Here is a 16470-nt window from a genome sequence, read left to right as displayed (position 1 = left end):
CAAGGGGGAGACTCACTCGACAGTGAGCGGGGTCTCCCCCGGACCGCGTGCCCGCACTACCCTGCACTCATCCGATGATCGATCACAAGGAGCCGCGATGCGTGTCGCCCTGTTCCTGACCTGTGTCAACGACACGCTCTATCCGGATACCGGCCGCGCCGTGGTGAAACTGCTGACCAGGCTGGGCGTCGACGTCGACTTCCCGATGGCCCAGACCTGCTGCGGACAGGCCCACTACAACACCGGCTACCGCCATGAGGCCGAGCCGCTCGCCAGGCATTTCTCCGATGTCTTCGGGGAGTACGAGGCGATCGTCACCCCCTCCGGATCGTGCGGGGCGATGGTGCGCGAGCTGTATCCGCGGATGGGTGAGCGCGCCCGGGCCGAGGGGCGCGGGGACACACTCGCGGCCACCCTGGCACCGGTGGTGCCGAAGACGTACGAGCTGACGGAGTTCCTGGTGGACGTGCTGGGGGTGACGGACGTGGGCGCCTACTACCCGCACAAGGTGACCTACCACCCGACCTGTCACGGTCTGCGCGGGCTGGGCCTCGCCGACCGGCCCCGGCGGCTCCTCCAGGCCGTCAAGGGGCTGGAGTTGGTGGAGCTGCCGGGTGCCGAGGAGTGCTGCGGGTTCGGCGGCACCTTCGCGCTGAAGAACGCCGATGTCTCGGCGGCGATGGGCACGGACAAGGTACGCAACGCCGAGTCCACGGGCGCCGAAGTGCTCTGTGCGGCCGACAACTCGTGTCTGATGCACATCGGCGGCACGATGGCGCGCCTGCGCACCGGCATGCGGCCGGTGCACATCGCGGAGATCCTGGCGAGCACGGAGGAGGAGTCGGCGGCATGAGTGGGACATTCGTCGGGATGCCGGCGTTTCCGAAGGCCGCGCACGAGGCCGTCCACGACACGACCCTGCGCGGCAATCTGCGCCACGCCACGCACACCATCCGCGGCAAACGGGCCAAGGCCGTCACGGAGGTGTCCGACTGGGCCGAGCTGCGGGAGGCCGGGAAACGGATCAAGGACCACACGCTGCGTCATCTCGACGGGTATCTCGTGCAGTTGGAGGAGTCGGTCACGGCGGCGGGCGGCACGGTCCACTGGGCCGCGGACGCCGACGAGGCGAACGAGATCGTGACCCGACTCGTCAAGATGACCGGCGAGTCAGAGGTCGTCAAGGTCAAGTCGATGGCCACGCAGGAGATCGGGCTCAACGAGGCCCTCGAAGCCGAGGGCATCCGTGCCTACGAGACCGACCTCGCCGAGCTGATCGTGCAGCTGGGCAAGGACCGCCCCTCGCACATCCTCGTCCCGGCGATCCACCGCAACCGGGGCGAGATCCGCGACATCTTCCGGGGCGAGATGAGCAAGTGGGGCCGTCCGGCTCCGGAAGGCCTGACCGACACGCCCGCCGAACTCGCCGAAGCCGCCCGGCTGCACCTCCGCGAGAAGTTCCTGCGCGCCAAGGTCGGCATCTCCGGCGCCAACTTCATGGTCGCCGAGACCGGCACGATGGTCGTCGTGGAGTCCGAGGGCAACGGGCGGATGTGTCTGACGCTGCCCGAGACGCTGATCTCGGTCGTCGGCATCGAGAAGATCGTGCCGACCTGGCAGGACCTGGAGGTGTTCCTCCAGACCCTCCCCCGCTCCTCCACCGCCGAGCGGATGAACCCGTACACGTCCATGTGGACCGGCACGACCGACGCCGGAACGGCCGACGGACCGCGGACCTTCCACCTGGTCCTGCTCGACAACGGCCGCACGGACACCCTCGCCGACGAGGTCGGCCGCCAGGCCCTGCGCTGCATCCGCTGCTCGGCCTGCCTCAACGTCTGCCCGGTGTACGAGCGTGCGGGCGGGCACGCCTACGGCTCGGTCTACCCTGGCCCCATCGGCGCCATCCTCAGCCCTCAACTGAGGGGCGTCTCAAGCGAGATCGACGCCTCGCTGCCGTACGCGTCGTCGCTGTGCGGCGCCTGCTACGAGGTGTGCCCCGTCGCCATCGACATCCCCGAGGTGCTGGTGCATCTGCGGGAGCGGGTCGTCGAGGGCGGTCAGGTGACCGCGAACGGCAACAAGGTGGTGCTGAAGCCGGCGAAGGGGCATGCCGCCGAGCGGGCCGCGATGCGGGCGGCACGCTGGGCGTTCAGCCACCCGGGCGCCCTGCGGACCGGGCAGCGGCTCGCCTCGCGCACCCGCCGCATGCATCCGCGCACGCTGCCCGGACCGGGCAAGGCGTGGAGCGGGACCCGGGATCTGCCGACGGTGCCCGCGGAGCCGTTCCGGGACTGGTGGCAGCGGACGCAGGGCGGAAAGGACGGTGCCAAGTGAGCAGCAGGGAACGGATCCTGGGCCGGGTGCGGCGGGCGCTGGCCGACGTACCGGACACGGAGCGCGAGGAGACGGCGTACGAGCGGGCGGTGCCGCGCGACTATCTGCGTGAGCACGGGGAGCGGAGTGTCGCCGAGACGGTCGAGTTGCTGGCCGGGAATCTGGCGGACTACCGGGCGATCGTGCACCGTACGACCACGGAGGAACTGCCTTACCTGATCATGCGGTTGCTCGCCGAACGCGGGCCTCAGTATGTGCTTGTCCCGCCGGGGCTGCCTCCAGAATGGATGTCGGCCGCCGATCCCACCCGCGTCCATGACCGCGCGGTGAGTACGCCGCACGAACTCGACGAGGTCGAGAGCGTGGTCACCGGCTGCGCGCTCGCCATCGCCGAGACCGGCACCCTCGTCCTGGATGGCTCCCCCGACCAGGGTCGGCGCCGCATCACGCTCGTCCCCGACCATCACATCTGTGTCGTACGGGTCCCCGAGCAGGTCGTGTCGTCCGTCCCGCAGGCCCTCGAACGCCTCGATCCCACCCGCCCGTTGACGTGGATCTCCGGGCCTTCGGCGACCAGCGACATCGAGCTGGACCGGGTCGAGGGGGTGCACGGCCCGCGCACCCTGGAGGTCGTCCTGGTCGGCGACTGAGGGCGCGCCGGCTCAGAGGTCGCGCCGTTCCAACGGCCGTACGGCGGGGCCTTGGACGACTCGGCCGTCGGGGTCGAAGCGGGAGCCGTGGCACGGGCACTCCCAGGCCCGTTCCGCGCGGTTGAAGGCGACCAGGCAGCCCAGGTGGGTGCACTTCGCGGAGACGGCGTGCACGTTTCCGTCCCCGTCGCGGTGGACGGCGCAGCGCTTGCCGGACACGTGGACGACGGCGCCGTCGCCGGGGGCGATGTCGTCCACCGAGCGGGCCGAGGGGCCCGGCAGGTGCTGGAGCCGGTCGCCGACGAAATGGCGTGCCACGTCGGCCTGGTGCTTGACGAAGCCCTTTCCCTCGCGGACGACGGACAGCACCCGGCCGGGGTCGTACAGGCCGCTCCACGGGTTCTCGCGGCCGGTGATCAGATCGCAGAGCAGCCGGCCCGCCATGAGGCCGCTGCTCAGGCCCCAGCCACCGAAGCCGGTGGCCACGTAGCAGTGGCGGCCGGCGGGGTGCAGGGGGCCGACGAGCGGTACGGAGTCGGTGGAGTCGTTGTCCTGGGTGGCCCATCGGTGGGTGAAGGTGAGTTCGCCGAAGCGGTCCGTCGCCCAGCCGGACAGGTCCTTGACGCGTGCCTCGACATCGCCGCCCGTGCCCGGGGTGAAGTGCTCGCCGGTGACGATGAGCAGCCGTCGGCCGTCCGCGTAGGGCGCCGTGCGCACCGAGCGGGTGTTCTGCTCTGGGGTGATGTACATGCCGCGGGGTGCGGCGGCCGCGTCGACGGGGGCGGCGACCACCAGTTCCCGGCGCGTCGAGAGGCGGGTGAACAGCAGGGCGCGATCGAAGATCGGGTAATGGGTGGCGACCACGACGGTCCCGGCCCTGACCTTCACCCCGTCCTCGGTAGTCAGCACGCAGGGTTCGCCCTCGGAGAGACCGACCACGCGCGTGTGCTCGTGCACCTGCCCGCCGAGGCGTTCGAGGTCGGCGACCAGCGCCAGCAGGTACTTGCGGGGGTGGAACTGCGCCTGCCCCGCGACGCGCACCGCGCCCGCCACCGGATACGGCAGGTCCGTGTCGGTCACGTACTCGGCGGCCAGGCCCGCCTCCCGGGCCGCGTCGGCCTCCGCCCGCAGTTCGTCGGTACGGTCGCCGTCCTCGGCGTAGGTGTAGGCCGCCGTCTCCTCCCAGTCGCAGTCGATGCCGAACTCGTCCACGACCTCGGCGGCATGCCGGATCGCGTCCGTCTGGGAGGCCGCGTACAGATGGGCGCCGTGCTTGCCGCGGGTGCGCCGGAGCCGGTCGTAGATCAGGGTGTGCTGGGCGGTGAGCTTGGCGGTGGTGTGCCCGGTGACGCCGGCGGCGACCCGGTCCGCCTCCAGCAGGGCGACACCGTGCCCCCGCCGGGCCAGTTCCCAGGCGGTGGCGATCCCGGCGATGCCCGCACCCACGACGGCGACGTCGACCGTGAGATCGCCGTCCGGCGGGGGTGCGAGGTCGCCGGGTGGTGCCGTCTCGATCCAGTACGACGGGTGGGTGCGGGTCGGCTCGTCCATGGCGGCCGAGTTCCCCGCACCGGCTCCGTCACACGAGGGACCGCAGGTCAGCCCAGAGCGCAGGTCACCTGGTGACGGCCGGACGGCAGCCGGCAGCTCGCGGTCCCGCCCTCGAATTGAAACCGTTCAAGACACTCTTACCGTGCTTCCGGCGCCGCGCCGCGACGCGACCCGGGGTGTCGTCAAGTACACCTGGCATTACGGGTCCTGCGCCCCCTGTGGTCGGGGCGTCTGCTCCGTAGCGTCTTGCGCAGGGCACAGGGAGTGCCGGACGGGGAGTGATGACCATGGTGCGCGCAGGCTCGCGACGGACGCACGACAGGGGACCGGCCGCCGAGGCGCTCCGGTTGGTCAAGGTCACCAAGACCTACGGCGCGCAGGACAGCGCCGTGACCGCTCTGGACGGGGTCACCCTCGGGCTGGGGCGGGGCACGTTCACCGCGGTGATGGGGCCTTCGGGTTCCGGCAAGACCACGTTGTTGCACTGCGCGGCCGGTCTGGACCGGCCCGACAGCGGCATCGTGTGCGTGGACGGTGCCGAGCTGACCGGGGGCGGCGAGGCCGAGTTGACGAAGTTCCGGCGTGGTCGGATCGGGTTCGTGTTCCAGCAGTACAACCTGTTGGAGACGCTCACCGTCGCGCAGAACACGGTGCTGCCGCTCAAGCTCGCCGGGCAGCGCGTCGACCGTGGGCGCGCCAAGGAGGTGCTGGCCTCGGTCGGCCTCGGCGACCGGCTCGGGCACCGCCCCGGCCAGCTGTCCGGCGGTCAGCGTCAGCGCGTCGCCATCGCCCGCGCGCTCGTGACGGAACCCCGGGTGATCTTCGCGGACGAGCCGACGGGCGCCCTGGACACCCGTAGCGCGCGTGATGTGCTGCTGTTGCTCCAGCAGGCGGTGCGGGTGCAGGGCCGGACCGTGGTGATGGTGACCCACGACCCCGTCGCCGCCTCCTACGCGGACTCGGTGCTGTTCCTGGCGGACGGCAGGTTGGCGGGCCGGCTGGAGGCCCCGACGGCGGACGCGGTGGCCGAACGCCTCGCGCACCTGGGCGACGACGTCGCGATGGGGGTGTGAGCGATGTTCCTGCTGGCCTTGCGGTCGATACGGCACCGTCCCGGGCGGTTCCTCGCGACGCTGCTGTCCGCGTTCCTGGGCGCGGCGATCATCATGACGTTCAACTCGATGCACGACACGGCGGCTCAGGACGGAGTGGACTCGGCCGGCGCGCAGACGCTGTCCACCGCCGCGGGCGTGGTCGGCGGCTACGGCACCCTGCTGGTCTTCTTCGCCGTCGCCTCCGCCCTGACGGTCAACGTCCGGCAACGCGCGGCCGAGCTGGATCTGCTGCGCTGCTCGGGGGCGACTCCCGCGCAGCTCCAGCGGATGGTGGTCGGCGAGGCGGTGGTCGTGGCCCTGGTGGGCGCGGCGCTGGCGATCGGCCCGGCGATGCTGGGTGGCCGGGCGCTGCTGGAGGTGTTCCAGGACAGCGGCCAGGTGGCCGAGTCCGTGGCCCCCTCCTTCGGCCCGATCGCGCTCCTGACGGGCATCGGCATCACGCTGCTCGCGTCGGCGGGCGCCGCCTTCCTGGCCGTACGGCGCGCGACACGCGGGCGTGAACGGCGGGGCGGGGCACGGAAGTTCCTCGCGTACGCCGCGCTGCTCACCGGCACCGCGTCGGCCTCCTCCACGTTCGTGTTCTCGGCGACGGACGCGGCCCTGATGGCACCGCCCGCCTATGGGGCCATCCTGCTGTCGGTGGGCTGCGCGCTGATGGCGCCGCGACTGCTGGAGGCCGTGCTGGACCGGCTGCCGCTGAACGGCGCGAGCGGCTGGCTGGCCGTACGGAACCTGCGGGAGCGGGCCGGTCATCTGGCCGGGATCCTGATGTCGCTGATCCTGTTCACGGCGGTCGCCACAGCCACGCTCACCATGCAGGCGGTGGAGAGCGACGCCGTGGCCGCCTCGGGCCTGACGAAGTCGATCGACGCCAGGAACCTGGAGACGCTCAACTTCACGGTCGTCGGCATCATCGTGGTCTTCGTCTGTGTGATGCTGGTCAACTCGCTGTACGCGGCGACCAGTTATCGGGCGCGGGAGTTCGGCCAGCAGCGCCTGGCGGGGGCCACCCCGGGTCAGGTCCTCGGGACGGTGGGCGCCGAGACCCTGATCCTTACCGCCACCGGAGCACTCCTCGGCCTGGCCGCGGCACTGGCCGGCATCGTCCCGTTCACGATGGTCCGCTCGGACGGTGCGCTGCCGGGCGAGGTCTACGGCATCGGGGGCGCGGTGGTCGCGGTGGGGGCGTCGGTGACGCTGGGGACGAGCCTGACCACGGCGCGGCGGATGCTGCGGACGCCGGCGGTGAGGGCGGTCGCGGTGGCATCGTGAGAGGACGCGGGGAAACCGATCGGTCTACCACCTTCCGATGCGCGGAACCTCCATGACATCATCGGTGAACAAGCGCTTAGATATGCCCGCGCTGCTCGTCCCGCACGCCCCGACCGTAGCCGCCGAGCTGGAGGCCCCGTTGTTCACTTCCGTCGACGACGTCTCCGCACGTCTGGCCGGGACCGGCTATCTCGCCTCGCCCGCGGTCGCCACGACCGTCTTCCTCGCCGACCGCCTCGGCAAGCCGCTCCTGGTGGAGGGCCCGGCCGGAGTCGGCAAGACCGAGCTGGCCAAGGCCGTGGCCGAGGTCGCCGGGGCGCGGCTCGTGCGCCTCCAGTGCTACGAGGGGGTCGACGAGTCCCGGGCGCTGTACGAGTGGAACCACGCCAAGCAGCTGCTGCGCATCAGCGCGGGCCGTGACGAGACCTGGGACGAGACGCGCACGGACATCTTCAGCGAGGAGTTCCTGCTCACCCGGCCGCTGCTGACGGCCATCCGGGGCGACGACCCCAAGGTGCTCCTGATCGACGAGACCGACAAGGCGGACGTCGAGGTGGAGGGCCTGCTCCTGGAGGTGCTCAGCGACTTCCAGGTCACCGTCCCGGAACTGGGCACGATCACCGCGACGCGCCGCCCGTTCGTCGTCCTCACCTCCAACGCGAGCCGGGAACTGTCCGAGGCGCTGCGTCGCCGCTGTCTGTTCCTGCACATCGGCTTCCCGGAGGAGGAGTTGGAGCGGCGGATCGTACGGCTGAAGGTGCCGGGCCTCGACGAGGCGCTGGCCCGCTCGGTCGTACGGGTCGTGGGCGCGCTGCGGGCGATGGACCTGCGCAAGGTGCCGTCGGTCGCCGAGACCATCGACTGGGCGCGCACCCTGCTCGCGCTCGGCGCCGGCACTCTGGACGAGACCGTCGTACGGGACACGCTCGGCGTCCTCCTCAAGCACCAGGACGACGTTCTCAAGGCCTCCGCCAAGCTCGACCTGGACGCCCTGTGACCACGCCCGCGGGGGCGGGGGTCGCAAAGCGGCTGACGTCGTTCGTCGCGGCTCTGCGCGCGCACGGCGTCCGGATCGGCACCGGCGAGACGGTGGACGCGGCACAGGCGGTGCAGGCGCTCGGCCTCACGGACCGGGAGCTGCTGCGCGAAGGGCTGGCGGCGACGCTGTTGCACGGCCCCGGTCAACGGCCGGTGTTCGACCCGGTCTTCGACCTCTACTTCCCGCGCGGCGTCGGCGGCCCTGAGCAGCGGACCGCGGGCCGGGAGGATCTCCGCGACCGGCTGGCGGACGCCCTGACCGCCGACGACGGGGCGATGATGGCGCGGCTGGCGGTCGAGGCCGTCGACGGTTTCGGGGGATACGGCTCCTCTCCGGAGTCGGACGGCTGGTCGTCGTACCAGACGCTCGAACGGCTGCGCCCGCAGACCCTCTTCGCCCGCGTGCGTGACGACATCCGTGGGCGGGGCGGCAGTTCGGGGTTCACCGACCGGCTGCTCGAGGACGAGATCCGCCGGCGTATCGAGGCGTTCCGGGTGCTGGTGGCCGCGGAGGCGCGGCGTCGGGTGGCCGAGCGGCGGGGCCGGGACGAGATCGCCCGGCGCGCGGTGACTCCGACCGCCGACCGGCTGGACTTCCTGTTCGCCGGGAAGGCCCAACTGGCCGAACTGCGCAGGACTGTTCAGCCGCTCGCCCGCAAGCTGGCGACCCGTCTCGCCGCCCGTCGCCGCCGAGCCTCCCGGGGCTCGATCGATCTACGGCGGACTCTGCGCGGGTCGCTGTCGACGGGCGGTGTGCCGATGAAGCCGGTACTGCGCCGCCGCCGTCCGATCCGCCCCGAACTGGTGCTGCTGTGCGATGTGTCGGGCTCGGTGTCCGGGTTCTCGGACTTCACGATGCTGCTGGTGCAGGCGTTGCACGACCAGTTCAGCAAGGTGCGGGTGTTCGCGTTCGTCAACCGGATCGACGAGGTGACCCAGCTGCTCGAACACGGCAGCGCCGACCCCGAGGGGCTCGGCGCCCGGATCGAGGCGGAGGCCACGCTCACGGGCTATCACGGCAGCAGCGACTACGGCCTGGCGCTGGGCGAGTTCGCCGAGCGCTACGGCGACACGGTCGGCCCGCGCACGACCGTGTTCGTCCTCGGCGACGCCCGTACCAACATGAGCGACCCGAACCTGCCGGCCGTACGACAGATCTCCGAACGTGCGCGCCGGGTCTACTGGTTGAACCCCGAGCAGCGCTCCCGCTGGGGCACGGGCGACTCCGCCGCGCCCGACTACGCCGAGCTGGTCGAGATGCACGAGTGCCGTACGGCCCGGCAGCTCAGTGCGTTGGTGGCGCGGCTGTTGCCGGTGTGACCACGAGGTGATCCGGTCGCGGGCCTGGGCGGCGACGCTCAGGGCGAGGAGAGGGCCGGACCCCGGAGAAAATCAGGGTTCGTCCCCGATGGCCGGCGCGCGGTGGACTTCCTACGCTCGGCGGGAGCGGAGGGGGATCCCATGAAGGCAGTGATGCAGGATCGGTACGGCTCGGCGGACGTCCTGGAGTTCAGGGACATCGACCGGCCGGAGCCGGGGGCCGACGAGGTGCTGGTGCGGGTGCACGCGGCCTCGGTCAACGCGTACGACTGGCACCTCATGCACGGCGACCCGGTGATCGGTCGCACGATGATGGGGTTCCGAAGGCCCAAGGCGCCCGTGCGGGGCCGGGACTTCGCGGGCCTGGTGGAGGCGGTGGGCGCCGGGGTCTCGGGGCTCAGGCCCGGCGACGAGGTGTACGGCGAGGCGGACGGCGCGTTCGCGGAGTACGTGTGCGCCAAGGACGGCCTGGTGGGCCCGAAGCCGGCCAACCTGACCTTCGAGCAGGCGGCGGCGATACCCCTGGCGGGGAACACCGCACTCATCGGCCTGCGGGACGTGGCCCGGGTGCGGAGCGGCCAGTCGGTCCTGGTCAACGGCGCGTCGGGCGGGGTGGGGACGTTCGCCGTGCAGCTCGCCAAGGCCTACGGCGCGCAGGTGACGGCGGTGTGCAGCACGCGGAACGTGGACCTGGTCCGCTCCCTCGGCGCGGACCAGGTCATCGACTACAGGCTGGAGGACTTCACCCGGGGCGGCCGGCGGTACGACGTCGTGCTGGACCTGGTGGGCAACCACTCACTGGCCGGGTTCCGGCGCGCGCTCGCTCCCACCGGCACGCTCGTGCTGTCCGGCGGCGGCGTGTACGAGGGCGGCAGCTTCGTCGGACCCATGGGGCTCTTCTTCAGGAGGCGGCTGGCCGCGCCCTTCGCCCGCCAGCGGCTGCTCGAACTCCCGGCCCGGCAGAGCAGGGCGAACCTCGCGGCGCTGCGCGAACTCACCGAGTCCGGGAAGATCGCCCCGGTCGTCGAACGCACGTATCCGCTGAGCGAGGCGGCCGAGGCGATCCGGTACGTGGAGGTGGAGCACGCGCGCGCGAAGGTGGTCGTCACCGTGTGAGGTGCCGGCGTGGGCCGGCCTGGGCTAGGCCCTGTCGTTTGGATCACCCCGGCGTCGCGGGGCCTGGCACGCGCATCTGCGGCGTTGTCGTCGGTTGCCAACGCTCCGCGTTGGCGCCCTCCTCCGCCTTGCAGCTGCACCCACCAGGCCCCGCTCGGGTCGGCTGAAAGGAGCCGCGCCTCACAGCCGGGCTGATCCAAACGACAGGGCCTAGTCGTTCTTCTTCGCGAACTCCCTCGCCGTCTGTCCCTGGAAGTCACAGACCACGACCGGCTCGTCGCCCAGGACCCAGGCGTCGTGTCCGGGTGAGACGACGAAGACGTCGCCGGGGCCGACCTCGCTCTCACCACCGTCGTCCATTCGGATGCGCATACGGCCTCGGAGTACGTAGCCGTTGTGGTGCATCTGACAGGTGTCCGTGCCCGCGATCGGGGCCACGTCCTGAGTCCAGCGCCAGCCGGGCTCGAAGGTTGCCACGGCGAAGTCGAGGTCCGACATATGGACGGCTTCCATGTGGCCGTGGGGGAAATCACGCCGCTCGTCAGGCTTGTCGAGCGTCTTCACTTCCAACATGACGCGCTCCCTTCCGGCCGCGCCCCAGCGCGGCCGGGGCCGGTCGCCCCGGCGGCCCTGGACACCGCCGTCGGTGGCCGGTCTCCTACTACTCAATCGTCCGCCCGTCCATCCGGGGCCGCCAACCGAGGGACACGCGCTCCGAGAACCGGTCCTCAGTCCCGCTTCCCGCAGAGCTCGGCGAAGCGCTCCGCGTCGATGTTGCCGCCGGAGACGATCACACCGACGCGGCGCGGCAGCGCGCCCGCGCGGCCGGTGAGCAGGGCGGCCAGCGGGGTGGCGCCGCTCGGCTCCACGACGATCTTCAGTCGTTCGAAGGCGAACCGCATCGCGTCCCGGATCTCGTCGTCCCCGACCAGCGCGATCTCGTCGACGAGCCGCTGGTTGACCGAGAAGGTGAGCTCGCCGGGTGTGTGCAGGGCCTGGCCGTCGGCGATGGTGTGCGGCACCGGGATGCTGACGCGCCGGCCCGCCTCCAGGGATCGCTTGGTGTCGTCCCCGGTCTCCGGTTCGACGCCGATCACCCGGATGCCCGGGTGCAGCCCCTTGGCCACAGTGGAGGTCCCGGCGATGAGCCCGCCGCCGCCGACGGGCGCCAGCATCGCCCCCAACTCCCCCACTTCCTCGAGGAGTTCAAGCGCGGCCGTGCCCTGTCCGGCCATGATGTGCGGGTGCTCGTACGGCGGGATGACGGTGAGGCCCCGCTCGGCGGCCAGGGCCTCGGCGATGGCGACACGGTCGCCGGTGTAGCGGTCGTAGGTGACGATCTCGGCGCCGTAGCCGTAGGTCGCGGCCCGCTTCGACGGCGGGGCGTCCTCGGGCATGACGATGACGGCAGTGGTGCCGAGTTCACGGGCGGCCAGGGCCACGGCCTGGGCGTGGTTCCCGGAGGAGTAGGCGGCGATGCCGCCCGCGAGCTGCTCCGGAGTGAGCCGGGAGGCCGCGTTGTAGGCGCCGCGGAACTTGAAGGCGCCCATGCGCTGGAAGTTCTCGCACTTGAGGAAGACCTCGGCTCCGACGAGGGCGTCGAGCGTGCGCGAGCGCAGCACCGGGGTGTGGTGGGCCACGCCCTTGAGCCGTGCGGCGGCGTCGCGCACGTCGTCGAGGGTGACCGGTGGGGTGGTGGTCGTCACGCGTGTCCTCCAGAGGGTGTCGTGTCGGTCGCGGCCCCGTTCGTCGCCGTCGCGGCCTCGGCGCGCGCCTGCGACAGATAGCTGTAGGCGGACGCGCGGGAGATGCCCAGTCGTGCCGCGACCTGCTCGATCGCGCGGCGCACGGCGAACACGCCCCGCTCGTCCAGGCCGCGGAACAGCTCCAGGCGCCCGGCCCGGTCGAGCCCTGCCCAACTCCCGTTCTGCCGGAGCTGGTGGGCGTCGAGGATGGCGTCGACGACGGAGTCGATGTCGTTGCCGAAGGCGGTGACCGGCACGTCGGCCGAGGTGGCGCCGCTGGTTTTGAGGGTGCCGACGCCGGCGAGCGCGCCGAGCAGCGCGTGGGCGTCGTTGACGGCGGTGACGTCCAGGTTGACGCACAGGGCCCCGAACACGGTGCCCGTCGAGTCCCGCAGCACCATGGTGGACGCCTTGACCAGTCGGCCGTTGCGGGTACGGGTGACGTAGTTCAGCTCGTCGCCGGCGTCGTCGCCGCGCGCGACGATCCGCATGCCGATCTCGCTCATCGCCCCGCCCACGGTCCGGCCGGTCACCGAACCGGCCACGGCGACGACGGACCGGTCCGGCTGCCGGTAGTCGTGCAGGACCACCTCGCACATCGGGCCGAACGTGGCCGCGAGTCCGTCGACGACCGGTCTCAGGGCGTCGACGATTGCGTCCCGCTCGGCTTGCAGGGGCTGCTCGGCCGTCATCGCCCACTCCTGTCGGCTCCGGTCCATCGGGGCACGACCTAGACTACACGTCCAGATTCTGTACTGGCAGTCCAATCGTGACTCGAGGGCCATGGCCTGGAGCCGGGCTGCGGGTCGTCGTGGGCTGGTCGCGCAGATCCCCGGGCCCCTGGGTGGGCACCGTCGACGCATCTCCAGAGGCAGGCAACCACCTTGACGAGAGCGGCGATGTTACCGGTAACATCCGTCCTTATGGCAGTGACGTCGGCACCCCCGCACCCCCGGGTCTTCAGCCACGCCGCCGTGGTCGCCTCCTGCGTGGGCTTCGTACTGATGGGGGCTCTCCAGGCCCTGTACGGCCCGGCGATTCCGGCCTTCCGTCAGGAGTTCGGGCTGTCTCCGTCGGCTGCCGGTCTCGGGTTGAGCGCGCACTTCGTCGGTGGGGTGGCCGGTGTGCTGCTCTTCGACCGGCTCTACGGGCGGGTGGGCAACCGGCGCATCCTCGGTGCCTCGTACCTGCTGATGGCGGTCGGTGCGGCCGGTTTCGCGCTGGCGCCGAACTGGCCGGCCGCGCTGGCCATGGCCCTGCTGGCCGGGCTCGGCTTCGGTGGGATCGACTACGGCCTCAACCAGCTGTTCGCCGTCGGCTTCGGGCAGCGGTCGACCGCCATGCTCAACATCCTCCACGCGCACTTCGGCATCGGCGCGATCCTCAGCCCGGCGCTCATCGGCCTCGTCGGCTCCGGCCACTACCCCGCGGTCTTCCTCGGTTTCGCGCTGGCCAACCTGCCGCTGCTGCTGTGTCTGCGCGGCGTGCGCGACCGGGCTCCGCAGCCGGCCGAGGCGGCCGGTGAGTCGCACGGCGGGCAGGTCCTCGCCCGCAGTCTTGCCTCCGTACTCGCCGTGTTCGTCGCCCTGTACGTGCTGCACGTCGGTATCGAGGCCGGTGTCGGCGGCTGGGAGCCGACGCATCTGGAGACCGTCGGCTACGGCGCCGGATTCGCGGCCACGGCCACGTCCGTGTACTGGCTGATGATGACCGTCGGGCGCTTCCTGGTCGCCCCGATCGCGCTGCGTTTCTCGGCCCAGGCCATCATCACGGTCTCATGCGCGGGCATGACGGCCTGTCTGCTGCTCGCCTCGGTCCCGGCGCTCGCCCCGTACGCGTATGCCGGTGTCGGCCTGTTCATCGCCCCGATCTTCCCGACCGGGCTGCCCTGGCTCAACCGGGTGGCCCCGCGGGCGCGCAGAGCGGGGGCGCTGGTCATCGCCGCCTCCATGGTCGGCGGCGTGGTGGCAGGTCCGGCGCTGGGCAAGGCCATCGAGTGGTCGGGGATCCGTACGGTCCCGCTTGTGTTGTCCGGGGTCTCGGCGCTGTGTCTGGCCGCCACGCTCTGGCTGATCCGAAGTAGCCGAACGCGCTGAGTCCGCCGCCTACCCCCTAGCGAAGGGAAGCTTCCGCATGTCCGCTCTGACGACGTCCCCCGACGGTTTCCTGCTGCACGGCGAGCCGTTCCGGATCATCTCCGGTGCGATGCACTACTTCCGTGTCCACCCCGACCAGTGGGCCGACCGGCTGCACAAGGCCCGGTTGATGGGGCTCAACACGGTGGAGACGTATGTGCCGTGGAACCTGCACCAGCCCGACCCGGACGGCCCGCTCGTCCTCGACGGGTTCCTCGATCTGCCGCGCTATCTGCGCCTGGCCCGCGACGAGGGACTGTACGTCCTGCTGCGCCCGGGTCCGTTCATCTGCGCCGAGTGGGACGACGGCGGCCTGCCCGCGTGGCTGGTCTCGGACCACGACATCCGGCTGCGCACCAGTGACCCCCGCTTCACCGGAGCGATCGACCGCTATCTTGACGCACTGCTGCCCCCGCTGCTGCCGCACATGGCCGCGGCGGGCGGCCCGGTGATCGCCGTACAGGTGGAGAACGAGTACGGGGCCTACGGCGACGACTCCGCCTATCTCAAGCACCTCGAACAGGCCTTCCGCTCCCGAGGTGTCGAGGAACTGCTCTTCACCTGCGACCAGGCCAACCCCGCACATCTGGCGGCCGGTTCCCTGCCCGGCGTCCTCGCCACGGTGACCTTCGGCAGCAGGGTCGACCAGAACCTGGCGGAGCTGCGCCGGCACCAGCCCGACGGTCCCTTGATGTGCGCGGAGTTCTGGATCGGCTGGTTCGACCACTGGGGCGGTCCCCACCATGTGCGGGACGCCGCCGACGCCGCGGCCGACCTGGACCGACTGTTGTCGAGCGGTGCCTCGGTCAACATCTACATGTTCCACGGCGGCACCAACTTCGGCTTCACCAACGGCGCCAACCACAAGCACGCCTACGAGCCCACGGTCACGTCCTACGACTACGACGCCGCGCTCACCGAGTGCGGCGACCCCGCCCCCAAGTACCACGCCTTCCGTGAGGTCATCGCCCGACACGCCCCGGTCCCCGACGAGCCCGCCCCCGCACCGACGCCCAAACTCCCGGTCACCGCAGTCGAGTTGGACCGTCGGGCCCCGCTCCTCCCCCACGCGTCCGCCCTCGCCGAGCCGGTGCGCACCGAGGACCCGGTGACGATGAACGACCTGGGCCTGCACAGGGGTTACGCCCTGTACCGCACGACCGTCGAGGCGGCGGGCGACGGTCTGCTGCACTTCGCCGGCGGTGTCGGCGACCGCGCCCAGGTCTTCGTCGACGGCGCCCCCGTCGGCGTACTGGAGCGCGAACGCCACGACGAGACCCTGCCCTTCCGCGTCCCGCGACCTGGCGCCACGCTGGACGTCCTCGTCGAGAACATGGGCGGCGTCAACTACGGCCCCCGCATCGGCGCCCCCAAGGGCCTCCTCGGCCCCGTCACCTTCAACGGCACCCCGCTGCACGGCTGGGACTGCCACCCGCTGCCCCTCGACACCCTGGACGCGGTGCCGTTCGAGCCGTCCGACGCGCCCACGGCCGCCGGACCGGCCTTCCATCACGGCACCTTCGAGGTGGCCGCCCCGGCGGACACCTTCCTCGCCCTGCCCGGCTGGACCAAGGGCCAGGCCTGGATCAACGGCTTCCACCTCGGCCGCTACTGGAACCGCGGCCCGCAGCACACGCTGTACGTCCCCGCACCGATCCTGCGCCCGGGCGCCAACCAGCTCGTCGTGCTGGAACTGCACGCCACGACCGGCACCCGCGCTCTTCTCACCGACACCGCCGACCTCGGTCCGGAGAACACCTGGTGACCCGCTCACACCGCCCGCGCGTCCCCGAGCCCGCCGCACCCCCGCCGGCCGGCCGCCTCCCGGAGGAGGAACTGCTGGAGAGGGAAGCGGTTGCCGACGAGGCGGGCGAGCGTGCCCGCGGACAAGTACTCCTCCCCGACGGGGCCGTGCTGCGGCTGCCCCGGACCGGGGACCTCGGGCGTGCCTACGTGGGCGGCACCCTCGTCGCCGACCGGTTCATCTCGGGTCGGGTGTGGGACATCGGCCGACTGCCCGCATGCGCGAGGCGCGACCCTGCGCGTACGGGTGCTGCCGCTGCACGCGGATGCCCAGGTTCATGTGCCGGACGGGGCGAGTGAGGCGGCGCGTACGGCTGCCGTGACGCGGGCCGAGTGGGTCATCAGCCGTGCCTGGCCGGTTCGGTCGGGATGAGGCGCCGGTCTCGGG

15 protein-coding genes are annotated in these 16470 nt (G+C 71.6%); 11 read left to right on the top strand and 4 right to left on the bottom strand.

The window, feature by feature from the left end; translation table 11 throughout:
• Positions 1-97 precede the first annotated feature (97 nt).
• The 3 genes from KUM44_RS43135 to KUM44_RS43125 are packed head-to-tail and all read left to right on the top strand — an operon-like array spanning position 98 to position 2987.
• Positions 98-853 (top strand): (Fe-S)-binding protein, encoded by a 756-nt coding sequence (locus KUM44_RS43135; protein WP_217215221.1) that lies wholly within the window; start codon positions 98-100, stop codon positions 851-853.
• On the top strand, positions 850-2337 hold the full coding sequence (locus KUM44_RS43130) for a LutB/LldF family L-lactate oxidation iron-sulfur protein (protein ID WP_217215220.1): 1488 nt from the start codon (positions 850-852) through the stop codon (positions 2335-2337). The genes KUM44_RS43135 and KUM44_RS43130 overlap by 4 nt, the downstream gene beginning before the upstream one ends.
• Positions 2334-2987 carry a lactate utilization protein C gene (locus KUM44_RS43125; RefSeq protein WP_217215219.1) on the top strand — a complete coding sequence of 218 codons (654 nt, stop codon included), beginning with the start codon at positions 2334-2336 and terminating at the stop codon, positions 2985-2987. The genes KUM44_RS43130 and KUM44_RS43125 overlap by 4 nt, the downstream gene beginning before the upstream one ends.
• A 12-nt stretch (positions 2988-2999) precedes the next feature.
• Here KUM44_RS43125 and KUM44_RS43120 read toward each other — a convergent pair whose 3' ends face one another.
• Complete coding sequence (locus KUM44_RS43120; protein WP_217215218.1) at positions 3000-4538, bottom strand: FAD-dependent oxidoreductase; 1539 nt, start codon at positions 4536-4538, stop codon at positions 3000-3002.
• A 287-nt stretch (positions 4539-4825) separates the two neighbouring features.
• On the opposite strand from KUM44_RS43120, the gene KUM44_RS43115 reads away from it, so the two are divergent.
• From KUM44_RS43115 to KUM44_RS43095, 5 genes are all read left to right on the top strand, one after another.
• Positions 4826-5611: an ABC transporter ATP-binding protein gene (locus KUM44_RS43115; RefSeq protein ID WP_374202128.1), complete on the top strand. Its 786-nt coding sequence runs from the start codon at positions 4826-4828 to the stop codon at positions 5609-5611.
• A 3-nt stretch (positions 5612-5614) separates the two neighbouring features.
• The gene (locus KUM44_RS43110) at positions 5615-6925 is read left to right on the top strand and encodes an FtsX-like permease family protein (RefSeq protein ID WP_217215216.1); all 1311 of its coding nucleotides are present in this window, start codon (positions 5615-5617) and stop codon (positions 6923-6925) included.
• A gap of 139 nt (positions 6926-7064) precedes the next feature.
• Positions 7065-7922 carry a MoxR family ATPase gene (locus KUM44_RS43105; RefSeq protein WP_217215289.1) on the top strand — a complete coding sequence of 286 codons (858 nt, stop codon included), beginning with the start codon at positions 7065-7067 and terminating at the stop codon, positions 7920-7922.
• A complete protein-coding gene (locus KUM44_RS43100) occupies positions 7919-9283 on the top strand; it encodes a VWA domain-containing protein (RefSeq protein WP_217215215.1) in 1365 nt (454 codons plus the stop codon). Before KUM44_RS43105 ends, KUM44_RS43100 begins: the two co-directional genes overlap by 4 nt.
• Before the next feature lie 141 nt (positions 9284-9424).
• On the top strand, positions 9425-10399 hold the full coding sequence (locus tag KUM44_RS43095; protein ID WP_217215214.1) for an NAD(P)-dependent alcohol dehydrogenase: 975 nt from the start codon (positions 9425-9427) through the stop codon (positions 10397-10399).
• Positions 10400-10609: 210 nt separating this feature from the next.
• Here KUM44_RS43095 and KUM44_RS43090 read toward each other — a convergent pair whose 3' ends face one another.
• From KUM44_RS43090 to KUM44_RS43080, 3 genes are all read right to left on the bottom strand, one after another.
• A complete protein-coding gene (locus KUM44_RS43090; RefSeq protein WP_217215213.1) occupies positions 10610-10972 on the bottom strand; it encodes a cupin domain-containing protein in 363 nt (120 codons plus the stop codon).
• A gap of 155 nt (positions 10973-11127) precedes the next feature.
• Positions 11128-12105 (bottom strand): pyridoxal-phosphate dependent enzyme, encoded by a 978-nt coding sequence (locus tag KUM44_RS43085; protein WP_217215212.1) that lies wholly within the window; start codon positions 12103-12105, stop codon positions 11128-11130.
• Positions 12102-12836, bottom strand: a complete 735-nt coding sequence (locus KUM44_RS43080; protein WP_217215211.1) for a transcriptional regulator — start codon at positions 12834-12836, stop codon at positions 12102-12104. Before KUM44_RS43080 ends, KUM44_RS43085 begins: the two co-directional genes overlap by 4 nt.
• A gap of 231 nt (positions 12837-13067) precedes the next feature.
• Between KUM44_RS43080 and KUM44_RS43075 the strand changes: the two genes are divergently transcribed.
• The 3 genes from KUM44_RS43075 to KUM44_RS47430 are packed head-to-tail and all read left to right on the top strand — an operon-like array spanning position 13068 to position 16382.
• A complete protein-coding gene (locus tag KUM44_RS43075) occupies positions 13068-14240 on the top strand; it encodes a sugar MFS transporter (protein ID WP_217215210.1) in 1173 nt (390 codons plus the stop codon).
• Positions 14241-14277: 37 nt separating this feature from the next.
• Positions 14278-16044 carry a beta-galactosidase gene (locus KUM44_RS43070; RefSeq protein WP_217215209.1) on the top strand — a complete coding sequence of 589 codons (1767 nt, stop codon included), beginning with the start codon at positions 14278-14280 and terminating at the stop codon, positions 16042-16044.
• Positions 16041-16382, top strand: coding sequence for a hypothetical protein (locus KUM44_RS47430; protein WP_217215208.1), 342 nt, complete (start codon positions 16041-16043; stop codon positions 16380-16382). The genes KUM44_RS43070 and KUM44_RS47430 overlap by 4 nt, the downstream gene beginning before the upstream one ends.
• The last annotated feature ends 88 nt before the right edge of the window (positions 16383-16470 follow it).

The organism is Streptomyces sp. AC550_RSS872 (assembly GCF_019049285.1).
Taxonomy (GTDB): Bacteria; Actinomycetota; Actinomycetes; order Streptomycetales; family Streptomycetaceae; genus Streptomyces.
The sequence above is the reverse complement of the archived record's forward strand: the minus strand, read 5'-3'. Positions and strand labels throughout refer to the sequence as shown.

What these genes read in the sequence shown, in the direction of transcription:
- KUM44_RS43115 (WP_374202128.1), top strand. Translation starts at nt 4,826, where the DNA reads ATGGTGCGCGCAGGCTCGCGACGGACGCACGACAGGGGACCGGCCGCC.
- KUM44_RS43130 (WP_217215220.1), top strand. Translation starts at nt 850, where the DNA reads ATGAGTGGGACATTCGTCGGGATGCCGGCGTTTCCGAAGGCCGCGCAC.
- KUM44_RS43075 (WP_217215210.1), top strand. Translation starts at nt 13,068, where the DNA reads ATGGCAGTGACGTCGGCACCCCCGCACCCCCGGGTCTTCAGCCACGCC.
- KUM44_RS43090 (WP_217215213.1), bottom strand. Translation starts at nt 10,972, where the DNA reads ATGTTGGAAGTGAAGACGCTCGACAAGCCTGACGAGCGGCGTGATTTC.
- KUM44_RS43095 (WP_217215214.1), top strand. Translation starts at nt 9,425, where the DNA reads ATGAAGGCAGTGATGCAGGATCGGTACGGCTCGGCGGACGTCCTGGAG.
- KUM44_RS43080 (WP_217215211.1), bottom strand. Translation starts at nt 12,836, where the DNA reads ATGACGGCCGAGCAGCCCCTGCAAGCCGAGCGGGACGCAATCGTCGAC.
- KUM44_RS43120 (WP_217215218.1), bottom strand. Translation starts at nt 4,538, where the DNA reads ATGGACGAGCCGACCCGCACCCACCCGTCGTACTGGATCGAGACGGCA.
- KUM44_RS43135 (WP_217215221.1), top strand. Translation starts at nt 98, where the DNA reads ATGCGTGTCGCCCTGTTCCTGACCTGTGTCAACGACACGCTCTATCCG.
- KUM44_RS43110 (WP_217215216.1), top strand. Translation starts at nt 5,615, where the DNA reads ATGTTCCTGCTGGCCTTGCGGTCGATACGGCACCGTCCCGGGCGGTTC.
- KUM44_RS43070 (WP_217215209.1), top strand. Translation starts at nt 14,278, where the DNA reads ATGTCCGCTCTGACGACGTCCCCCGACGGTTTCCTGCTGCACGGCGAG.